This is a genomic window from Pseudomonas sp. MWU12-2037 (genome assembly GCF_023242345.1).
GTDB lineage: Bacteria > Pseudomonadota > Gammaproteobacteria > Pseudomonadales > Pseudomonadaceae > Aquipseudomonas > Aquipseudomonas gingeri_D.
Window position 1 is genome coordinate 64,460 of the sequence record NZ_JALLIZ010000002.1, and the last position, 16,661, is coordinate 81,120.

The following is a 16,661-nucleotide window of genomic DNA, read 5'->3' on the forward strand; positions in this document are numbered from 1 at the left end:
GCATTGGCACATTCGTACCAATACGTAAAAGGGCCAATCCCGTCAAAACGGCAAAGGGCCTGGAGTCGTTTTCTTCCGTCCTGGTCGGGCAAGCAGCGCTCAAACCATGGAATCGGCATTTATAGCCGCCAAGTGTGCCATAAACATTGGGATTTGGCCCTAGGGCCGAGATCAAAGGAGCACAACCGGGCCCCTGGGAGCCCGGCCATAAAAACCTGCATCAGGCTTCCACCTGGCTCCATTGCTTGCTCAGGCGCTTGTCCGAAATCGGTGCCTTGGTCCCCAACTGCTGGGCAAACAGCGACACCCGATACTCTTCCAGCCACCAGCGATACAGCTCCAGTTGCGGATCGCGCTTGCCTTCCTGGGCATGCTTGGCCGCGCGCGCCTGGTATTGGGCCCAAAGTCCAGCCAGCTCAGTGCTCCAGACCCGGTCCTTCTGCACCTGGGACGGCAATTTTTCCAGGCGCAGCTCAATGGCCTTGAGGTAACGCGGCAGCTCCTTGAGCCAGACACCCGGCGTCTGCCGGACGAAACCGGGATAAACCAGCTGGCTCAGTTGCTGCTTGATGTCATTGAGTGCCACTGCCTGGGCCAGGTCGATCTTGCCCTTGAAGCGTTTTTGCAGACCGTGCCAGAGCTTGAGGGTCTCCAACGTCAGGCGCGCCAGGCGTTCGGCATGCTCGGTCCAGGCACCGCGCTTGCGTTCGGCCAGGGACGCCAGCCCGACGCCATCGCGCGGCAGGTTGTCCTCACCTTCCAGCACGCAGCTGTCGAGGCTCGCCAGCAGGATATCTTCGACCAGCGCCTCGACCCGACCCAGCTCGCGATAGAGCAAACCCAGTTCGGTCAGGCCCGGCAACTTGCCACGAAGAAATTTCGCCGGCTCGGCCAACTGCTGCAACAGCAGGCGCTGCAAGGCCCGGCGATGCTGGAACTCGGCTTCGGCCGGGGTGGAGAAACGCCCTTCCTTGACCGTACCACCCTCTTCAACCAGCGCCGGGTATACCGTCATCGACAGCCCGGCGATCTTCTGCTGGGTGCTCTGGGCCACCGCGGCGAATTCCTTCGCCTGCACCGGCTGCTGGCTTTTCGCCGTCTGCGGCACGGCCAGGGCCGCCTGGCTGGCTTCGGCAAAGCGCGCCGTCAGCTCGGCCAGATCACGACCTTCGCCGAGGAACTTGCCCTGGGCGTCGACGATTTCCAGGTTCATCCGCAGGTGGCTTTCCACCTGCTGCGCCGCTTCGGCCCAGGCTTCATCGCTGACCCGCGCGCCGGTCATGCGCAGCAGCTCGCGGCCCAGGGCCTGGGGCAAGGAGCCCTCGGCAAACTCGATCCGTTGCAACGCCGCCTTGACGAAATCCGGCACCGGCACGAAGTTCTTGCGCAAGGCCTTGGGCAGGTTGCGCACCAGGGCGATGCACTTGGCTTCGATCACCCCCGGCACCAGCCACTCCAGACGCTCGCCGGGCAAGGCCGGCAGCAGCGGCGCCGGCACCCGCAAGGTCACACCGTCACGCGGATGGTTGGGCTCGAAGTGATAACTCAAGGCCAGGGCCAGGTCGCCCAGGTGCAGGGTATCCGGATAGTGCGCGGCGGTGACTTCACTGGCTTCGCGGGCGAGCACATCCTCTTCGCGCATGATCAACAGTTGCGGGTCTTTCTGGCTGTGGACCCGGTACCAACTGTCGAAGGTCGCGGTCTGGTGAATCTCCGCCGGCAGGCGCGCGTCGTAGAAGGCGAACAGGGTTTCTTCATCGGCCAGGATATCGCGACGGCGGGCCTTGGCCTCCAGCTCGTCGAGTTGTTCGAGCAATTGCTGGTTGGCGCTCAGGCACCGGGCTTTCGATTGAATCTCGCCGCGCACCAAGCCTTCGCGGATAAACAGCTCGCGGGAAGCGACCGGCTCGATGGGACCGAAGTGCACCGGACGGCGGCCGACCACGATCAGGCCGAACAGGGTGATCTGCTCGAAGGCCACGACCTGGCCGCGCTTCTTCTCCCAATGGGGCTCGAAATGGTTCTTCTTGATCAGGTGCCCGGCCAGGGGCTCGATCCAGTCCGGCTCGATCTTGGCGACCATCCGCGCATAGAGCTTGGTGGTTTCCACCAGTTCGGCGGCCATCAGCCATTGCGGACGCTTGCGGCCCAGGCCCGAGGACGGGTGGACCCAGAAACGCCGCTGGCGGGCGCCCAGGTAGTCGCCGTCTTCGGTCTTCTGGCCGATCTGGCTGAGCAACCCGGACAACACCGCCTTGTGCAGCTTGGAATAGTCCGCCGGCTCCTTGTTGACGCTCAACTGCAGGTCGCGGCAGATCAGGCCCAATTGCCGATGGGAATCACGCCATTCGCGCATCCGCAGGTAATTGAGGAAATTCTTCCTGCACCAGTTGCGCAGCGCACTGGCGCCCAGGGCCTGGCGCTGTTCCTCGAAACCGCGCCAGACATTGATCAACCCGGCGAAATCCGAATCCACGTCCTTCCACTGCGCGTGGGCCTGGTCGGCGGCCTGCTGGCGCTCGGGCGGACGCTCACGCGGGTCCTGCACCGACATGGCGCTGGCGACGATCAACACTTCCTGCAGACTGCCGAGGGTGGCCGCCTCCAGCAACATGCGACCCATGCGCGGGTCCACCGGCAGGCGCGCCAGTTGACGGCCCAACGGGGTCAGCTGGTTCTCGCGGGTGACCGCCGAGAGCTCCTGCAACAGGTTGAAACCGTCGCTGATGGCCTTGCCGTCCGGCGGCTCGATAAACGGAAACGCCGTGATCTCGCCGAGCCGCAGGTGCAGCATCTGCAGGATCACCGCCGCAAGGTTGGTGCGCAGGATCTCCGGGTCGGTAAATTCCGGACGGCCGTTGAAGTCGTCCTCGCTGTACAGGCGGATGCAGATACCCGGCTCGACCCGGCCGCAACGGCCCTTGCGCTGGTTGGCGCTGGCCTGGGACACCGCTTCGATCGGCAGGCGCTGGACCTTGGCGCGGTAGCTGTAACGGCTGATGCGCGCCGTACCGCTGTCGATCACATAGCGGATACCCGGCACGGTCAGCGAGGTTTCCGCGACGTTGGTCGCCAGCACGACCCTGCGCCCCGGATGGGACTGGAAAATCCGCTGCTGCTCGGCCGGCGACAGGCGCGCATATAAAGGAAGGATTTCGGTGTGCTTGAGCTGGGCCTTGCGCAGCATGTCCGCGGCGTCGCGAATCTCCCGCTCGCCGGGCAGGAACACCAGCACATCGCCCGGGCTCTTGCGCTCGCTGCGCTCGAAGGCGGCGATCTCGTCGAGGGTGGCGATAATCGCCTGGTCGACGCTCAAGTCTTCCTCGACGCTGTTGCCCTCTTCATCCTGTTGCGAGGTCAACGGGCGATACCAGGTGTCCACCGGGAAAGTCCGTCCGGACACTTCGACAATGGGTGCATCGTTGAAGTGTTTGGAAAAGCGCTCCAGGTCGATGGTCGCCGAGGTGATGATGACCTTCAGGTCCGGGCGCCGGGGCAGCAGGGTTTTCAGGTAGCCCAGCAGGAAATCGATATTCAGGCTGCGCTCGTGGGCCTCGTCGACGATGATCGTGTCGTAGCGTTCCAGGTAGCGGTCGTTCTGGGTTTCCGCCAGGAGGATACCGTCGGTCATCAGTTTGACCAGGGTATTGGCCTCGCTCTGGTCCTCGAAGCGCACCTGATAACCGACCAGTGCGCCCAGGGGCGTGGCCAACTCGTCGGCGACCCGGCTCGCGACACTGCGCGCGGCAATCCGGCGTGGCTGGGTGTGGCCGATCAGACCATGCTGGCCACGGCCGATTTCCAGGCAGATCTTCGGCAACTGGGTGGTTTTACCCGAGCCGGTTTCGCCGGCGATGATCAGCACCTGATGCTTGAGCAACGCTTCCTTGATCTCGTCACGCTTGGCGGCGATGGGCAGGCTGTCGTCATAACGAATCAACGGCACGCTCTTGGCCCGGGCCGTGACCTGGGCACAGGACGCCTGCATCCGCTCGACCCACTGGGCCAACTTGCTTTCGTCGGGCTTTTTGCGCAACTCGAGCAACTGCCGCCGCAACCGGTGGCGGTCGGCAATCATGGCCTGGTCGAGGTTTTTCAGCAGCTGGTCGATAGCGGGCGATTCGTCAGTCATCAGGTACGCAAAGGTCGTCTATTTTAGGCAGGCGCGGATTGTCGCAGATTTGCGCCGAAAAATGATGCCAACTGCGTTGCCGAACCACCCCAACGGGTTATTCGTTGCTCCAATCCTTGCGCCGATAGGGAAACACGTCGATCACCTTGCCCGCCCGGATCGCCTCTTGCAGGCCTTTCCAGTAGTCGGCGTTGTACAACTCGCCATGCAACTGGTCGAACAGTCGGCGCTGCGCCATGTCGGCAAACAGGAAGGGCGGGAACTCCTCGGGGAACACGTCCAGTGGCCCGATGGAATACCAGGGCTCCGAGGCCATTTCATCCTCGGGCGTGCGCGGCGCGGGAATGTGCCGGAAGTTGGCCTCGGTGAGGAAGCAGATTTCGTCGTAGTCGTAGAACACCACGCGGCCATGGCGGGTGACGCCGAAGTTCTTCAGCAGCATGTCGCCGGGAAAGATATTCGCCGCCGCCAGTTGCTTGATCGCCTGGCCATAATCCTCCAGCGCCTCGCGAACCTGGGCGTCATTGGCATTTTCCAGGTACAGGTTCAGCGGGGTCATGCGCCGTTCGGTCCAGCAGTGGCGGATCAGCACCGTGTCTCCTTCGACCTGCACCGTGGACGCGGCCACCTCCAGCAACTCTTCCAGGCACGCCGGCTCGAACTTGCTCAAGGGAAAGCGGAAGTCGGCGAACTCCTGGGTGTCGGCCATGCGCCCGACCCGGTCGACGCTTTTCACCAGACGGTACTTTTCGATCACCGTGGCGCGGTCGACGTTCTTCGACGGTGAAAAGCGGTCCTTGATGATCTTGAACACGGTGTTGAAGCCCGGCAGGGTAAACACGCTCATGACCATGCCACGCACGCCCGGGGCCATGATGAAACGGTCGTCGGTGTTGGCCAGGTGATTGATCAGTGCCCGGTAGAACTCGGACTTGCCGTGCTTGTAGAAACCGATGGAGGTGTACAGCTCGGCAATATGCTTGCCCGGCAGAATGCGCTTGAGAAAGCCGACGAACTCCGCCGGCACCGGCACATCCACCATGAAATAGGAGCGGGTGAAGGAAAAGATGATCGACACCTCGGCTTCGTCGGTGATCAGCGCGTCGATCTGGATGCCATGTCCTTCGCGGTGCAACAACGGGATCACCAACGGCCATTGTTCATCATGGGTGTAGATGCGCCCCACCAGGTAGGCACCCTTGTTGCGGTAGAGCACCGAGGAGAACAGTTCGACGCCCAACTCCGGGTCCTTGCACACCCAGTCCGGCAGGTTCTCCCGCAACCGGGCTTCCAGGCGCCGCAGGTCTCCCGGCAAATCGGCGTAGGCCTCGCTGAAGCTGTAGTCGGCGAAGATCTGTTCGAGCATGCCGGACAATTCGCCCTGGGGCCGATAGATCCGGGTCTGCGCCGCCCGCGCCCGGCGTAGGGAGGGCCGGGTGGTGTGGATAAACATGCAGCCGTCGCTGATCAGGTCGTGGCTGAACAGGCCGCAAAAGGTCGAGTTGTACCAGGTCTCCGCCAGTTCGTCGTCGAAACGCAGGTCGATCAGGCTGATATAGGCGCTTTTCACCAGGGGCCAGAGCGTGACATCGAGCAAGGTACTTTCATCGAAACCGGCGCGCAGCCGGGCATTGACCTCGCCGACCTTCTCTTCGTACAGGTTGATCCGCGCCGCCGAAGCCACCTGCCCCTCCTGCCAGCGCGCGCCTTCGAAACGGCTGCGGGCACCATCGGTGATCTGGCGAAAGTGCTCGCGGTAATCGTCGAAGCCATCGAGGATCATGCGGGCGATATCAGCGGCCGGCCATGGCTGCGGCATAGTGGAACCCCTGCGCTGTTTGTTCGAAGTTGTTCTGTTCGCGACTCGCTTGAGCTTAGAGGCCAACCCTCGGGCAACGCAACCATTGCCTTGCCAGTTACATGCGGTGACACTTGCCCGCCCTACCCTGCCAAGGAAGCCACCGTGAGACCCGTCGATATTCTGCGCATGTTCATGCTGGCCGCCGTCTGGGGCGCCAGTTTCCTGTTCATGCGGATCATTGCTCCGGTGCTCGGGGCCTTTCCCACCGCCTTTTTCCGTGTTTCGATTGCCGCTGTCGGCTTGCTGGTGATCCTCACGCTGATGCGCGTCAACTGGGACTTCAAAGGCAAGTTCAAGGTCTGCCTGATGCTCGGCGTGATCAACTCCGGGTTGCCGGCGACATTGTATTCGGTGGCGGCGCAAGTGCTGCCGGCCGGCTACTCGTCGATTTTCAACGCCACCACCCCGCTGATGGGCGTGCTGATTGGAGGCTTGTTCTTCCATGAAAAACTGAGCCTGAACAAGCTGGTGGGGATCTTCCTCGGGTTGTTCGGGGTGGCGGTACTGACCCGTGCCGGGCCGGTGACCTTTAACCTGGAATTGCTGATGGGGGCTGCGGCCTGCCTGCTGGCCACTACCAGTTACGGTTTCGCCGGTTTCCTGACCCGTCGCTGGCTCGATCATCAAGGTGGCCTTGATCCACGGCTTTCGGCCATGGGCAGCATGTTCGGCGCGACCCTGGTGATCCTGCCGTTCTTCGGTTACAGCGCCATCACCCATCCGCCGGCCAACTGGGGCGGGATAAGTGTCTGGCTGTCGCTGCTGGGGTTGGGCCTGGTGTGTACGGCGTTTGCCTACATCATGTATTTCAAGCTGATCAGCGATATCGGCCCGGTCAAATCGATGACCGTGACCTTCATGATCCCGGCGTTCGGGGTGTTATGGGGGGCGCTGTTTCTCGATGAACCGCTGTCGATGGCCCATGTGTATGGCGGGGTGTTGATTGCGCTGGCCCTTTGGCTGGTGTTGAAACCAGGGGCAGCGTTGAAAGCGGTCAGTGTGGCTGACCGCTAAATGTTGCGGTATGCCGACTGACGTCATTGCTGCAGGAGCAGAACGTGCTCGCGAGGGGGCCCTCAAGACCGCCAAAAGCTTCGCGGGCAAGCCAGGCTCCTACAGTTCGGCGTCGGATACAGATTTTGTGCACGCCATGGACCTGTAGGAGCCTGGCTTGCCAGCGAAGGGGCCCTCAAGATCGCTAAAAGCTTCGCGGGCAAGCCAGGCTCCTACAGGTTTATGCCGTATGCGAAATGTGTGTTCGACACCAAACTGTAGGAGCAGGGCTTGCCCGCGAAGGGGCCATAACCGGCGCAGCAGCACTCGGCTACTGCACCGACTCTCAGCGTTTAGCCAGCCTTGCGAAACACAAACACCAACCCGACGATAATCAGCCCCATCCCCAGCATACTCAGCACCGCCAGCCGATTACCGAAGATCAGGTAATCCATCACCGCCGTCACCGCCGGCACCAGGTAGAACAGGCTGGTGACATTGACCAGATTCCCCCGGGCAATCAGCCGATACAGCAACAAGGTCGCCAGCACCGAGACCACCAGCCCCATCCACAGCACCGGCAGGATAAAACCGCTGCCGGTTTCAAAGTGGAACGGCTGGAACGGTACGAAAGCCCCGCACAGCAGTAACCCGGCCAGATACTGCACCGGCAGCGTGCCCAGAGGGTTATCGGTGATACGTTTCTGCATGATCGAGCCCAAGGTCATGCTGGCCAGGGCCAACAATCCGAACAGCATCCCGGCCAGGGACATCCCGGCCAAACCGATCCCCTGGTAAACCACCAGGATCAGCCCTGCCAACCCCAGCCCCAAGCCGAACATCCGGCTCCAGGAACGCTGCCGCTCCATCAGCACCGCGGTCAGGATCGGCTGTACCCCCATGATCGTCGCCATGACCCCGGGCGTGACCTTCAGGTCCAGGGCCAGCAGATAGAAAATCTGATAGGCCCCCAGCAGCACCAGCCCGGTCGCCGCCGCGTAGAACAGCGGCTTGCCCATCCGCGGCAGCTTGAACTTGAGCAATGGCACCAACACCACCAACCCCATCAGGGCGATGGAAAAACGGATCAGCAGAAAAGCAAACGGCGAAGCATGCGTCAGACCCCACTTGGAGAAAATCGCCCCACTACTCCAGAGCAGGACAAACAGACTCGTCGAGGCCGCCGCGGTTGCGGATTGTTTGGAAAAAGCCAACATGGATACCACCCGTGATTCAGGCAAAAGCCGATTCAGCCCAAGGCTGAACATTCAGTAGTTTTTTTCAGACGGGCACAGGGGAACAGCAAACGCTGCTGATCAGCCCGAAACGCCAACATCCGGCGGTGATACGACTGCGTACACCGGCGTGCTACTGACAGGTGGGGGGTAATGACTGATCTGCGCAGGCTGTTGGTTCCCGCACGGCACGACCACAGCGTTGAGCGCTGAATCGACTACCGCATTGAGAAAGGAAACCGGCATGGGCTGATCTTTTGCTGAGGGAGGTGAATCGGTTGAAACACCGAGCGCCGACTATAACCAGCGCCCGGTCGCAATTGCAACAGGTCAGCCGAACAGCCAATAGCCGAGGGCGGCGAACACCACCACCGCCAGCACTGGGCGCATGGCGCGATAAGCCTTCGGATTGGCACGCTTGAAACGCTTGACCACACCGCTGATGCTATCGCTGAAGCGCTTGCTCCAGGCATAAGCCTGGTTGATCCCGCCGACCCGCTCATCATCGAGGTTCTGCGGCGCGGTGGCGCGACCGAGGAAGGCGCTGACCCGGCGATTGACCGCAGTCATGAAGCGGCTGCTCAGCGGACGCTCGATATCGCAGAACAGAATAACCCGGGTCTGCTCGGTTTCATTCTTGACCCAGTGCACGTAGGTCTCGTCGAACATCACGTCTTCACCGTCGCGCCAGGCGTAGACCTGACCATCGACGAAAATCCGGCAATCGTCGGAGTTTGGCGTGGACAACCCCAGGTGATAACGCAGGGAACCGGCAAACGGGTCACGGTGCGGGTTGAGGTGACTGCCACCCGGCAACAGGGCGAACATCGCGCCCTTGACGTTGGGGATCGAGTTCACCAGTGCCACGGTTTTCGGGCAGAGCAGTTCGGCCGACGGCAGGGCCTTGTCGTACCACTTGAGATAGAAGCGCTTCCAGCCCTTCTTGAAGAACGAGCCGAAACCGGCGTCGTTGTTCTTCTCGGCGGCGCGGATATAGCCCTCATCAAACAGATGCATGGCCTCTTCGCGGATCACTTCCCAGTTGTCCTTGAGCACATCCAGCTCGGGAAACTTGCTGCGGTCCAGGTAAGGCTTGGACGGTACGCTGGAAAACAGGTACATCAAGGCGTTGTACGGCGCGAACGCGGCGGAATGGTTGACGAATTGGCGCAACAGGGGCAACCGCGCCTTGCCGCGCAGATGCACGTAAAGCGTACTGCCCAGGAACAGCAGCAGGACTGCGGCCTTGGCGGCAAAGGAAAAGGTCATTCAACACTCCTCGAAAATGGGCAACGCACGCGTGGCCTGTACAACTTGACTCACCCGACGTGGCAGCCGGCCATGATAAACATTACCGGCGCCGGGAAAAACCCATGCCTTCACAGATTCAACGTTGCCGATCCGGCAATAAAGCATCTGTTTAACAGGAAACCGCTGAACGGTAGCTGATCCAGATCAGCGGATTCTGCCCTGTCCTCCAAGCCTGAAGCGCCGCTACCCGGCTTACTGCTGAATTTCCTGCTCGCTGAACAGATCGCTGAACAGCATGCTCGACAGGTAACGTTCACCGGAGTCCGGCAACACCACCACGATGGTCTTGCCCTGCATTTCCGGCGTCTGCGCCAGCCGCACGGCAACGGCCATGGCCGCGCCGCAGGAAATCCCGCACAGAATCCCCTCTTCCTGCATCAGCCGCAGGGCCATGGCCTTGGACTCCTCATCGGTGACCAGCTCCACCCGGTCGACCATCGCCAGATCGAGGTTTTTCGGCACGAAACCGGCGCCGATGCCCTGGATCTTGTGCGGGCTGGGCTTGACCTCGGCCCCGGCCAGGGTCTGGCTGATCACCGGCGAACTGGCCGGTTCCACCGCCACCGAGAGGATCGGCTTGTGTTTGGTCAGCTTGATATAACGGGAAACCCCGGTGATGGTCCCGCCGGTGCCGACACCGGCCACCAGCACATCCACCGCGCCGTCGGTATCGTTCCAGATTTCCGGGCCGGTGGTCTTTTCATGAATGGCCGGGTTGGCCGGGTTGTCGAACTGCGCCGGCATGAAGTACAGGGCCGGATTGCTGGCAACAATCTCCGTGGCCTTTTCGATCGCGCCTTTCATGCCTTTGGCCGGCTCGGTCAACACCAGCTCGGCGCCCAGCGCCTTGAGCACCTTGCGCCGTTCCAGGCTCATGGAGGACGGCATGGTCAGCAGCAGCTTGTAGCCCCGGGCGGCGGCGACGAAGGCCAGGCCGATGCCGGTATTGCCGGAAGTCGGTTCGACAATGGTCATGCCTGGCTTCAATTTTCCGCTGCTTTCCGCGTCCCAGATCATATTGGCGCCGATCCGGCATTTCACCGAATAGCCTGGGTTACGCCCTTCGATCTTGGCCAGGATCGTCACACCACGAGGCGCGATACGGTTGATCTGAACCAGGGGCGTATTACCGATGGAATGGGCGTTGTCGGCGAAAATACGGCTCATGACGGGGTCCTTTGGGCAACGGTGAGTTGGCTTTCAAGGGTATGCCCCGAGCTGGCGGGCGTCCAGTCATGGCGAACGTATAGCGTTGCTGGGGGTCCATCGCCTATAGACAACCTTCGGGACACCACCATGAAACGTCGTTACAGCTGGCCATTGTGGGGACTGGCGAGCCTGGCCCTGCTGCTGGTGGTCCTGGACCTGGCCCTGCCTTCCCTGGTGCGTCACTATTTGAATGAAAAACTCGCCGATATGGGCGATTACCGCGGCCAGGTGACGGATGTCGACCTGGCCCTGTGGCGCGGCGCCTACAAGATCAACGGCCTGGAGATCGTCAAGGTCACCGGCAAGGTGCCCGTGCCGTTCGTCAAGGCGCCGTTGATCGACCTGTCGGTGAGCTGGAAATCCCTGTGGGAGAACCATGCGGTGGTGGCACAGGTGCTGTTCGTCAAACCGGAACTGAACTTCGTCGACGGCGGCGCCAACAACAAACAGGCATCCCAGACCGGTCAAGGCACCGACTGGCAGGCTCAGTTGGGCAAACTGCTGCCCATCACCCTCAATGAGGTGCGCATCACTGACGGGCATATCACCTTCCGTAACTTCAATTCCAAACCGGTGGTCAACCTGCAGGCCACCCTGGTCAATGCCAACCTCTACAACCTGACCAACGTTGTCGACCTCAAGGACCACCGCGACGCCCGTTTCGAGGGCAAGGCCTTGTTGCTCGGGCAAGCGCCCCTGGAAACCAACGCCACCTTCGATCCGCTGAGCAATTTCGAGGATTTCGAATTCCGCCTGCGGGCCACCGGCATTGAATTGCGGCGCGTCAACGACTTCGCTTCGGCCTACGGCAAATTCGATTTCAACGCCGGCAGCGGCGACCTGGTGATCGAGGCCCAGGCCCATAAAGGCCAGCTCACCGGCTATATCAAGCCATTGCTGCATGATGTCGAGGTATTCAACTGGCAACAGGACGTCGAGACCCCGGACAAGAGCATCTTGCGCTCGGTGTGGGAGGCTATCGTCGGTACCGGCGAAACCCTGTTGAAGAACCAGCAGAAAAACCAGTTCGCCACCCGCGTGGAACTCAGTGGCAGCGTTCACCAGCAGGATATCAGCGCGTTCCAGGCCTTTTTGCAGATTTTGCACAACGGATTTATCCAGGCCTTCAATGCTCGTTACGAACAACCGCAGCCGACGACTGGCCAGAAGCCCTGACCGGGTCAGGATCTGACGCCCCATTCAGAGACTGAATAAGCCGTCTGCGTTCACACTCGACCGGGCGCCGCGTTATAGTCAGGGATGATTTTTTTCCGCCCGCCCCAAACCGGCCGGCGTTATCGTCCGAGGAATTGCAGATGAAGTTCGAAGGCACCCAGGCCTACGTTGCCACCGATGACCTGAAGCTGGCCGTGAATGCCGCCATCACCCTGGAGCGTCCGCTGCTGGTCAAGGGCGAACCCGGCACCGGCAAGACCATGCTGGCCGAGCAACTGGCCGAATCCTTTGGCGCCAAGCTGATCACCTGGCACATCAAGTCCACCACCAAGGCGCACCAGGGTCTCTACGAGTACGACGCGGTCAGCCGCCTGCGCGACTCGCAGCTGGGCAATGAAAAGGTCCACGACGTTCGCAACTACCTGAAAAAGGGCAAGCTGTGGGAAGCCTTCGAATCCGAAGAGCGGGTGATCCTGCTGATCGACGAAATCGACAAGGCCGACATCGAGTTCCCCAACGACCTGCTGCAAGAACTCGACAAGATGGAGTTCTATGTCTACGAGATCGATGAAACCATCAAGGCGAAAAAACGCCCGATCATCATCATCACCTCCAACAACGAGAAAGAGCTGCCGGACGCCTTCCTGCGCCGCTGCTTCTTCCACTACATCGCCTTCCCGGACCGCGTCACCCTGCAGAAAATCGTCGACGTGCATTATCCGAACATCAAGAAGGACCTGGTCAGCGAAGCCCTCGACGTGTTCTTCGACGTGCGCAAGGTCCCGGGCCTGAAGAAAAAGCCCTCGACCTCGGAACTGGTGGACTGGCTGAAACTGCTGATGGCCGACAATATCGGCGAAGCGGTGCTGCGCGAGCGTGATCCGACCAAGGCCATTCCGCCCCTGGCCGGTGCCCTGGTGAAGAACGAACAGGACGTGCAACTGCTTGAACGCCTGGCCTTCATGAGCCGTCGCGGCAGCCGCTGAGTTCGCTTTTTTCAACAAAAGCGGGGGCGATTGCCATGCTGCTCAACCTGTTCAATGAAATGCGCGCCGCCAAGGTTCCGGTGTCGGTGCGCGAACTGCTCGATCTGATCAACGCACTGAAACAGCGCGTGACCTTCGCCGACATGGACGAGTTCTACTACCTTGCCCGGGCGATCCTGGTGAAGGACGAGCGGCATTTCGACAAATTCGACCGGGCTTTCGGCGCCTACTTCAATGGCCTGGAAAAACTCGACGACCATCTTCAGGCCTTGATTCCCGAAGAATGGTTGCGCAAGGAATTCGAACGCTCGCTGAGCGCCGAGGAACGCGCGCAGATCCAGTCCCTCGGCGGCCTGGACAAGCTGATCGAGGAATTCAAGAAGCGCCTGGAAGAACAGAAGGAACGCCACGCCGGCGGCAACAAATGGATCGGCACCGGCGGTACCAGCCCATTCGGCTCGGGCGGTTTCAACCCCGAAGGCATTCGCGTCGGCGACGCCGGCCAGCGCCAGGGCAAGGCGGTCAAGGTCTGGGACCAGCGCGAGTACAAGAACCTCGACGACCAGGTCGAACTGGGCACGCGCAATATCAAGATCGCCTTGCGTCGCCTGCGCAAGTTCGCGCGCCAGGGCGCGGCGGAAGAACTGGATATCGATGGCACCATCGACCACACCGCTCGCGATGCCGGATTGCTGAATATCCAGATGCGCCCGGAGCGACGCAACACCATCAAGTTGCTGCTGTTGTTCGATATCGGCGGCTCGATGGACGCCCATGTGAAGATCTGCGAGGAGTTGTTCTCGGCCTGCAAGACCGAGTTCAAGCACCTGGAGTACTTCTACTTCCACAACTTCATCTATGAATCGGTGTGGAAGAACAACCTGCGGCGGGGTTCGGAAAGCACGTCGACCCAGGACCTGCTGCACAAGTACGGGGCCGACTACAAAGTGATTTTCGTCGGCGATGCGGCCATGGCCCCCTATGAAATCACCCAGGCCGGCGGCAGCGTCGAGCACTGGAACGAAGAAGCCGGTTATGTGTGGATGCAACGCTTCATGGCCAAGTACAAGAAGCTTGTCTGGATCAACCCTTATCCCAAGGACACCTGGAATTACACCGCGTCGACCGGGATCGTCCGGGATCTGGTGGAGGATCAGATGTATCCGCTGACCTTGCGCGGGTTGGAGGAAGGAATGCGGTTTCTGTCCAAGTAGAACCGCATCGACCGGTCCGACGCACGATCCCTGTAGGAGCGAGCTTGCTCGCGATGGTCGTTAACGATGACGCGGGGCACCTGATCCCCCACGGTGCCTGGGCTACCATCGCGAGCAAGCTCGCTCCTACAGGGGGGCGGTGTCAGGCGAACCGGCGCATGAATTCGACCTGCTGCCGATGCGCCGTCTCCTGCACCACCGGCGCCAGCCTGATCTGGGTCCCTGGCAGACATTGCGCCAATCGCGCCAGCGACAATGGCGTCAACGCCCCCAAACGTGGATAACCACCAATGGTCTGCCGGTCGTTGAGCAATACAATCGGCTGCCCATCCGGCGGCACCTGGATCGCTCCCAGGGGAATGCCCTCGGAAATCATCGGCTCGCCCTGGTACTTCAACTCCGGCCCCAACAGCCTAATCCCCATGCGATCGGCGCGACTGTCCAGGGTCCAGACACTGTTGAATGCATCGAACAGACTTTGCCCGCTGAACTCACCGATCTGCGCCCCGAGCACCACCTGCAACGGCGCGCTGGAACTGAAATCCGGCACCTGCGCCCCTGACAATCCTCTCGGCGTCGACGCCTCCCCGCGATACTCCAAACGCCCGCCCTTGGCCAAGGGCCGCCCCATACCATCCAGCCCACCGAGTTCCTCACGAACCACACAAGCGGCACTGCCAAGGACCTGCGGCGCGATAAAACCACCCGGCGCCGCCAGATACGCCCGCGCCCCCGACAACGGCTGCGTCAATTGCAGACGCTGGCCTTTCCTCAAGACAAAACTGCACCAGGGTGCCAACGCCTGACCATCCACCCGCGCGCCGAGATCGGCACCGGCCAGGGCCAGGCAGCAATCCTCCTCAGCCACCAGCGTCAGCCCGCCCAAGGTCACTTCCACCACCGCGGCGTCCGGCGCATTGCCCAGCAGATGGTTGGCCCAGAACATCGATACCCAATCCAGCGCACCGCCCTGGGTCACGCCCAGATGACGCACGCCAAACCGCCCCGCATCCTGCAACAGGCACAGAGGCGTACTCGCCTCGATCGACAGATGGCTCATGCCAAGCCCTCCAGCGGCGTGTCATCGCCGCCCAACGTAATGAATTCAGCGTGATCGATCGCGGCAAAACGCACCGTATCGCCCGGCTGCATCAGGCTGTAACCGTCACGTTCACGGTCGAACAGCTTGCTCGGGGTACGCCCGATCAGGTTCCAGCCCCCCGGGGAAACCACCGGATAAGCCGCGGTCTGGCGCTCGGCAATGCCCACGCTCCCCGCCGCCACCCGCTTGCGCGGCGTGCTGATCCGCGGCGCGGCCAGTCGTTCGTCGACCAAGCCCATAAAGGCGAACCCCGGGGCAAAACCCAAGGCGAACACTTGATACTCGCGCTCGCTGTGACGGCGAATCACCTCGCTGACCGACCAGCCGCTGCGTTCGGCCAACAAGCCCAGCTCCGGACCGACACTCGGGTCGTACCACACCGGCAACACATGGCATTGACCGCCAGCCCCGGTGCTCGGGGTCAGGTCGGTCAAGGCCTCGGCAATCAGCTCCCGGGCCTGGGACGGGCTCAACGCCAGCAGGTCGTAATGCACCATCAAGGTGGTATAGGACGGCACCAGGTCGATCAGGTGCCCGGCAAATCCTGCCCGCAAACGCTCGCCGGCGGCGAGCATCCACGGCATGTTTTCTTCGGCGATCACCTCGAACAGCCGCACCATCAGACAGTCGATCCCGACCACTTCGATCCGTGGCTTCATACGGCGGGCTGCCGATCCAGGGCCTCGCGGATACGCTGCACCGCAGCCACCGAACTGGCGTTGTCGCCGTGCACGCACAGGGTATTGGCCTGCAGGCGCAGCGCACTGCCATCGCTGGCGATAAGGTTGTCACCACGGGCAATGGTCAGAGCCTGCTCGACGATCCGTTCAGGCTCGTGATGCACGGCACCGGGCAACTGCCGTGAGACCAGGCGCCCGGCGCTGTCGTAGGCACGGTCGGCAAAAGCCTCGAACCACAGCTCGACACCGTATTCATCGCCCAGGGCCTGGGCCGCGCTGTTGTCGCGCATCGCCAGCAGCATCAACGGCAGGTCCCCGCCGTAGGCGGCAATCGCCTGGATCACCGCCCGCAGTTGCTCGGGATTGGCCATCATGTCGTTGTACATCGCGCCGTGGGGCTTGACGTAACTGACCCGGGCACCCTGCGCCCGGCAGATGCCGTCCAGCGCGCCGATCTGGTAATGCAGCAGATCCTGGATTTCCTGGGGCGTGCAGGCCATGGAGCGGCGGCCGAAACCCACCAGATCGGGATAGGCCGGGTGGGCCCCGATACGCACATCGTTGGCCAGGGCCAGCGTCACCGTCTTGCGCATGATGCTCGGATCGCCCGCGTGATAACCGCAGGCCACATTGGCGCAATCGATAAACGGCATGACCTGCGCATCCAGACCCATGGTCCAGTTGCCATAGCTTTCGCCGATATCGCAATTCAATAACAAGCGGCTCACGGTGGTTGCTCCTGTGGGCTTTTAACTTTTCTTA

At 61.6% G+C, this 16,661-nt stretch carries 12 protein-coding genes and 1 pseudogene; 5 read left to right on the forward strand and 8 right to left on the reverse strand.

All coding sequences use genetic code 11. The features are described from left to right. Positions 1-220 precede the first annotated feature (220 nt). Positions 221-4,132, reverse strand: a complete 3,912-nt coding sequence (hrpA, locus tag M5B42_RS03405) for an ATP-dependent RNA helicase HrpA (protein WP_248745046.1) — start codon at positions 4,130-4,132, stop codon at positions 221-223. A gap of 97 nt (positions 4,133-4,229) precedes the next feature. Beyond that, positions 4,230-5,951 carry a bifunctional isocitrate dehydrogenase kinase/phosphatase gene (gene aceK / locus M5B42_RS03410; RefSeq protein ID WP_248745047.1) on the reverse strand — a complete coding sequence of 574 codons (1,722 nt, stop codon included), beginning with the start codon at positions 5,949-5,951 and terminating at the stop codon, positions 4,230-4,232. 144 nt (positions 5,952-6,095) lie between these two features. Between aceK and M5B42_RS03415 the strand changes: the two genes are divergently transcribed. Further along, the gene (locus M5B42_RS03415; protein ID WP_177100017.1) at positions 6,096-7,007 is read left to right on the forward strand and encodes a DMT family transporter; all 912 of its coding nucleotides are present in this window, start codon (positions 6,096-6,098) and stop codon (positions 7,005-7,007) included. Positions 7,008-7,339: 332 nt separating this feature from the next. On the opposite strand, the gene M5B42_RS03420 is transcribed toward M5B42_RS03415, so the two are convergent. The 3 genes from M5B42_RS03420 to cysK form a co-directional block, all read right to left on the reverse strand. After that, complete coding sequence (locus M5B42_RS03420; RefSeq protein ID WP_248745048.1) at positions 7,340-8,203, reverse strand: DMT family transporter; 864 nt, start codon at positions 8,201-8,203, stop codon at positions 7,340-7,342. A gap of 348 nt (positions 8,204-8,551) precedes the next feature. Continuing rightward, a complete protein-coding gene (locus tag M5B42_RS03425) occupies positions 8,552-9,490 on the reverse strand; it encodes an aspartyl/asparaginyl beta-hydroxylase domain-containing protein (RefSeq protein ID WP_103498698.1) in 939 nt (312 codons plus the stop codon). Positions 9,491-9,724: 234 nt separating this feature from the next. Then, positions 9,725-10,699, reverse strand: coding sequence for a cysteine synthase A (cysK, locus tag M5B42_RS03430; protein ID WP_248745049.1), 975 nt, complete (start codon positions 10,697-10,699; stop codon positions 9,725-9,727). A gap of 129 nt (positions 10,700-10,828) precedes the next feature. Between cysK and M5B42_RS03435 the strand changes: the two genes are divergently transcribed. From M5B42_RS03435 to M5B42_RS32170, 4 genes and pseudogenes are all read left to right on the forward strand, one after another. Next, positions 10,829-11,917, forward strand: coding sequence for a DUF748 domain-containing protein (locus tag M5B42_RS03435; RefSeq protein WP_248745050.1), 1,089 nt, complete (start codon positions 10,829-10,831; stop codon positions 11,915-11,917). Between the two features lie 140 nt (positions 11,918-12,057). After that, positions 12,058-12,903: a MoxR family ATPase gene (locus tag M5B42_RS03440; RefSeq protein WP_100938900.1), complete on the forward strand. Its 846-nt coding sequence runs from the start codon at positions 12,058-12,060 to the stop codon at positions 12,901-12,903. 35 nt (positions 12,904-12,938) lie between these two features. Continuing rightward, positions 12,939-14,117, forward strand: a complete 1,179-nt coding sequence (locus M5B42_RS03445; RefSeq protein ID WP_103498695.1) for a VWA domain-containing protein — start codon at positions 12,939-12,941, stop codon at positions 14,115-14,117. Between the two features lie 53 nt (positions 14,118-14,170). Further along, positions 14,171-14,248: pseudogene (locus M5B42_RS32170) on the forward strand (outer membrane lipoprotein carrier protein LolA); the annotation flags it as partial. Between the two features lie 11 nt (positions 14,249-14,259). On the opposite strand, the gene M5B42_RS03450 reads toward M5B42_RS32170, so the two are convergent. The 3 genes from M5B42_RS03450 to M5B42_RS03460 are packed head-to-tail and all read right to left on the reverse strand — an operon-like array spanning position 14,260 to position 16,627. Next, complete coding sequence (locus M5B42_RS03450; RefSeq protein ID WP_103498694.1) at positions 14,260-15,177, reverse strand: biotin-dependent carboxyltransferase family protein; 918 nt, start codon at positions 15,175-15,177, stop codon at positions 14,260-14,262. Further along, positions 15,174-15,878: an allophanate hydrolase subunit 1 gene (locus M5B42_RS03455; RefSeq protein ID WP_248745051.1), complete on the reverse strand. Its 705-nt coding sequence runs from the start codon at positions 15,876-15,878 to the stop codon at positions 15,174-15,176. Before M5B42_RS03455 ends, M5B42_RS03450 begins: the two co-directional genes overlap by 4 nt. Beyond that, the gene (locus M5B42_RS03460) at positions 15,875-16,627 is read right to left on the reverse strand and encodes a 5-oxoprolinase subunit PxpA (protein ID WP_103498692.1); all 753 of its coding nucleotides are present in this window, start codon (positions 16,625-16,627) and stop codon (positions 15,875-15,877) included. The genes M5B42_RS03455 and M5B42_RS03460 overlap by 4 nt, the downstream gene beginning before the upstream one ends. Positions 16,628-16,661 lie beyond the last annotated feature (34 nt).